Annotated in this window: 4 protein-coding genes; 2 read left to right on the forward strand and 2 right to left on the reverse strand. The window is 75.8% G+C overall.

Annotation, left to right across the window (positions count from 1 at the left end):
• Positions 1-1,431: 1,431 nt before the first annotated feature.
• Positions 1,432-2,445, forward strand: a complete 1,014-nt coding sequence (locus DZG00_RS17360; RefSeq protein ID WP_233550136.1) for a sialate O-acetylesterase — start codon at positions 1,432-1,434, stop codon at positions 2,443-2,445.
• Between the two features lie 57 nt (positions 2,446-2,502).
• On the opposite strand, the gene DZG00_RS12990 is transcribed toward DZG00_RS17360, so the two are convergent.
• Both DZG00_RS12990 and cmtR read right to left on the reverse strand, forming a co-directional pair.
• Positions 2,503-3,183, reverse strand: coding sequence for a cation efflux transmembrane domain-containing protein (locus DZG00_RS12990; RefSeq protein WP_119382730.1), 681 nt, complete (start codon positions 3,181-3,183; stop codon positions 2,503-2,505).
• Positions 3,180-3,533, reverse strand: coding sequence for a Cd(II)/Pb(II)-sensing metalloregulatory transcriptional regulator CmtR (gene cmtR, locus DZG00_RS12995; RefSeq protein ID WP_119382729.1), 354 nt, complete (start codon positions 3,531-3,533; stop codon positions 3,180-3,182). The genes DZG00_RS12990 and cmtR overlap by 4 nt, the downstream gene beginning before the upstream one ends.
• A gap of 107 nt (positions 3,534-3,640) precedes the next feature.
• On the opposite strand from cmtR, the gene DZG00_RS13000 reads away from it, so the two are divergent.
• Entirely contained in the window at positions 3,641-4,093 is a 453-nt protein-coding gene (locus tag DZG00_RS13000) for an arsenate-mycothiol transferase ArsC (RefSeq protein WP_119382728.1), read from the forward strand.
• Positions 4,094-4,133 lie beyond the last annotated feature (40 nt).

A 4,133-nucleotide genomic window follows, 5' to 3' on the forward strand; every position in this document is an offset into this window, starting at 1 on the left:
GGACGCCGCCGAGGAGGATCCCGCGCCCGCCCGCCGCGCGCATCAGGTGGTACGCGCCGACCTGGGTGGAGAGCCGGCACCGCCCGCGTCGGCTTCACGCTCTCGGCGCGCGCCGGGGTGTGGACCCCGTGGCCCACGTTCTCCTACTCCTGGCTGCGCGACGGCGTGGTGATCGCCGGGCAGACCGGCGTCACCTACCGCGTGCAGGCCGGGGACGCGGGATCCCGCATCAGCGTCGCCGTGACCGGCACCAAGACGGGCTACGCCACGCAGTCCCTCACGAGCGCGGAGCTGCAGGTCCCGGCCGCGAGCACGCCGACGCCCACCCCGGCGCCGACGACGCCCGCGCCGACCCCGACGCCCACCGCGACGCCGGGCACCCCGACGCCGACCCCGACGCCCACGACGCCCACGACGCCCGTCCCGACCCCGGAGCCCACCGCCCCGTCCCAGGACGCGCCGTTCTCGGCCGCCGCGACCCCGACCATCGCCGGCACCGCGCGCGTCGGCTTCACGCTGTCCGCGCGCGCCGGGGTCTGGACCCCCTGGCCGGCCTTCTCCTACCAGTGGACCCGCGACGGCGTCGCGATCGACGGCCAGACCGGCGTCACCTACCGCCCGCAGGAGGGCGACCAGGGCGCCGCCATCGCCGTGATCGTCACCGGCACGAAGACCGGGTACGTCACGCAGTCCCTGACGAGCGCCGGGCTCCTCGTGCCGCTGCCCGAGGTCGCGCCCGAGCCGCCCGCGCCGACGCCGGACCCCGAGCCCGTCCCCGACGTGGCGTTCGAGGCCGCCGGCGAGCCGGCCATCACGGGCCTCGGCCGCGTGGACTTCACTCTCACGGCGAAGTCGGGCACGTGGTCGCCGTGGCCGTCCTTCACCTACGCGTGGCTGCGCGACGGCGTCGTGATCCCCGACCAGACCGGCCCGAGCTACCGGGTCGTAGCGGGTGACGTCGGCACGGGCATCTCCGTCGCCGTCACGGGCACGAAGACCGGCTACGTCACGCAGACGGTGACGAGCGAGGCCGTCGCGGTCGTCGAGACGCCCGTCACGCCGCCGCCGCCCGCGCCGGCCGTGCCGTTCGAGGCGACGACCGCGCCCGTGATCCAGGGGTCGCCCGTCGCCGGCAGCGCCCTCCGGGCGGAGACGCCCGCGTGGACCCCGGAGGCCACCGCGTACTCCTACGCGTGGGCCCGGGACGGCGTGGCCGTGCTCGGCGCGACCGAGGCGACGTACACCGTGCGCCGCGCGGACGCCGGGTCGCGGATCACCGTCGCGGTCACCGGAACGCGCTCCGGCTACAAGGCGACGAGCGTGACGAGCGAGCCGACCGCGGTCGTCGTCGACGCCCTCGACGTGCCGCCCGCCGAGCCCGCGCCGTCGCCCGACGACCAGCCGTTCGCGGGCGCGCCGACCCCGACGATCATGGGTGACGGGAGCGTCGGATCCACCCTCACGGCCGAGACGCCCGCGTGGACCCCCGAGGCCACGGCGCTCTCCTACGTGTGGAAGCGCAACGGCGTCGTGGTCCCCGGCCGCACCGCGTCGACCTACGTGCCCGCACCGCGCGACGCCGGATCGCAGGTCACCGTCACCGTCACCGGACGGGCGGACGGGTTCGCCCCGACGTCCCGCACCTCCGCGCCGCGCGCCATCGCCTCGACGGGCGAGGGCTACGACGTCGTCGTGATCCTCGGCCAGTCGAACGCGCAGGGCGTCGGCACCGGGTGGGATCCGTCGATCGACGTGAGCGTGCCCGGCCTCGACCAGCTCGCCGGCAGCGGCGCCCAGGCCGGGAAGGTCGTGCCCGCCAAGGACTCGCTCAGCCACGTCACCACGTGGACGACGTCAGGCGGCGTGCAGGCCGTCGGCCCCGGGATGGAGCTCGGCCGGCACATGCTGGCCGACGCCCGCCCGGGCCGGAAGGTGCTGCTCGTCCCCGCCGCGATGGCGTCCACCTCCATGACGGGCGACGGCACCTACGCCTGGAACCCCGCGGACACGCGCTCGCGCATCAACCTGTTCACGCGCGCGCTCGGGCAGATCGACCAGGCGCTCGCGCAGGACCCCGACAACCGCCTCGTCGCGGTCGTCTGGGCCCAGGGCGAGTCCGACGCGACCCGCACGAACGCCGCCGGGTACCAGTCGATGCTGCTCGACCTCGTCGACCGGCTGAACGCGCGCTACGGGGCGGTGCCGTTCCTCATCGGCGGCATGGTCCCCGAGTGGCTGAACGTCTCGTCGCTGCGCCAGGGCATCGACACGGCGCAGCAGGGGATGCCCGCGCTGCGGTCGAACGTGTCGTACATCCCGGGAGCCGCGGGGTACAGCAGGGCCGAGGACTCGATCCACTACACGGCCGCCGGCGCTCGGGCGATGGGCGACAAGTACTTCGCCGCGTACCAGCGGGCGACGGGGGCGGTGCAGCTGTCGAAGTAGCGCGGGCGCGGTCGGGCCGGTGCCCGGCCGCGCGCCGTCGCTTCCGTGGCGTCAGCGTCAGCGGTCGTCGTGCTCGTCGTCGGTGCGCTCGCCCGTGAGCGCGCCGACCGGGACCGTGCACGCATCCCCGCGCCACGCCTCGAGGCCCTCACGGACGGCGAACGCGGCGATCGCGAGCCCTGCGACGGGATCCGCCCACCACCAGCCGAGCAGGGCGTCGAGCAGCAGGCCGACGAGGAGCGCGGCGGACAGCCACGCGCACACCAGGGTCTGCCGCGAGTCGGCGACGGCGCTCGCGGAGCCGAGCTCGGTGCCGGTGCGGCGCTCGAGCAGGCTGAGGGCGGGCATCACGGCGAGGCTGAGCGCCGCGAGGACGATGCCGGTGGTGCTCGGTCGCGCCTCGGATCCGCCGGTCAGCGCGAGCACGGCGTCGACGCTCACGTAGGCGGCGAGGCCCAGGAACGACACCGCGATGAGCCGGAGGGCCGTGCGCTCGCGCGCCTCCGGATCCGGCGCGGAGAACTGCCAGGCGACGGCGGACGCGGCGAGCACCTCCACGATCGAGTCGAGCCCGAACGCGACGAGCGCGGTGGACGATGCGACGGCGCCCGCGGTGAGGGCGACCACGGCCTCGACCGTGTTCCACGCGATGGTGCCCGCGACGATCCAGCGGATGCGGCGGCGCAGCACGTCGCGGCGCGCGGTCGTGAGCCGAGGCGCGGACGCGGGGCCGGTCACGCGCCCGCCTCGCAGCAGTCGTCATCGCAGAGCGCGGGATCCGCGCAGGCCCGGTCGTCGTCCACCGCGAGCACGACCTCCACGAGCGCGCCGAGGCGCCGGGCGATGCGGACGTCCTGGATCTCGTACCGCGTGCTGCGCCCCTCGGGCACCGTGCGCACGATGCCGCAGCCCCGCAGGCAGGCCAGGTGGTTGGAGACGTTCTGCCGTGTGAGGCCGAGCGAGTCGGCGAGGAGCGCGGGGTAGGCGGGGCCGTCGAGCAGCTCCAGGAGGATCCGGGCGCGGGTGGGATCCGCTAGCGCGCGGCCGAGCCGGGTCATGACGTCGAGGCGGGGAGCGAGGGTGGGCACGCCCGACGGTACAGCGACGGCTGTACCGATGTCGAGCGTCGGGCCGCGCCGGATGCGAGGATCGTCGGGACGCCCCACCCGAGGGCGACGTCCCGACCGGAGGAACCATGGCCGAGCGCATCCCGCACGTCGTCTTCGTCTGCGCCCGCAACGGCGGCAAGTCCCAGCTCGCGGCCGCCCTCATGCGGCACGCGGCGGGCGACGCCGTGGGCGTCACGTCCGCGGGCACGGATCCCGGCACCTCGCTCAACGCGCTCGCCGTCGAGTCGCTCGCCGAGCTCGGCATCGACGTGGCGGACGAGCGCCCGAAGCCGCTCACGGACGACATGGTGCGCGCGGCCGACCTCGTGGTCGTGCTCGGCGCGGAGGCGCACGTCGACGGCGACCAGGACGGCGCGGTCGAGACGTGGATCACGGACGAGCCCAGCGAGCGCGGCATCGACGGCATGGAGCGGATGCGGCTCGTGCGCGACGACATCCGCGCGCGCGTCGAGGAGCTGCGCGGGCGGCTCGTCGGCGACGGGGGAGTGCCGGTCGCGGGCTCGCGGGAGACGCGCTAGGCGTCCACGCGCGCGGAGCGGTCGACGCGCCGCGCGACGA

The organism is Clavibacter lycopersici (genome assembly GCF_003576405.1).
Lineage (GTDB): Bacteria > Actinomycetota > Actinomycetes > Actinomycetales > Microbacteriaceae > Clavibacter > Clavibacter lycopersici.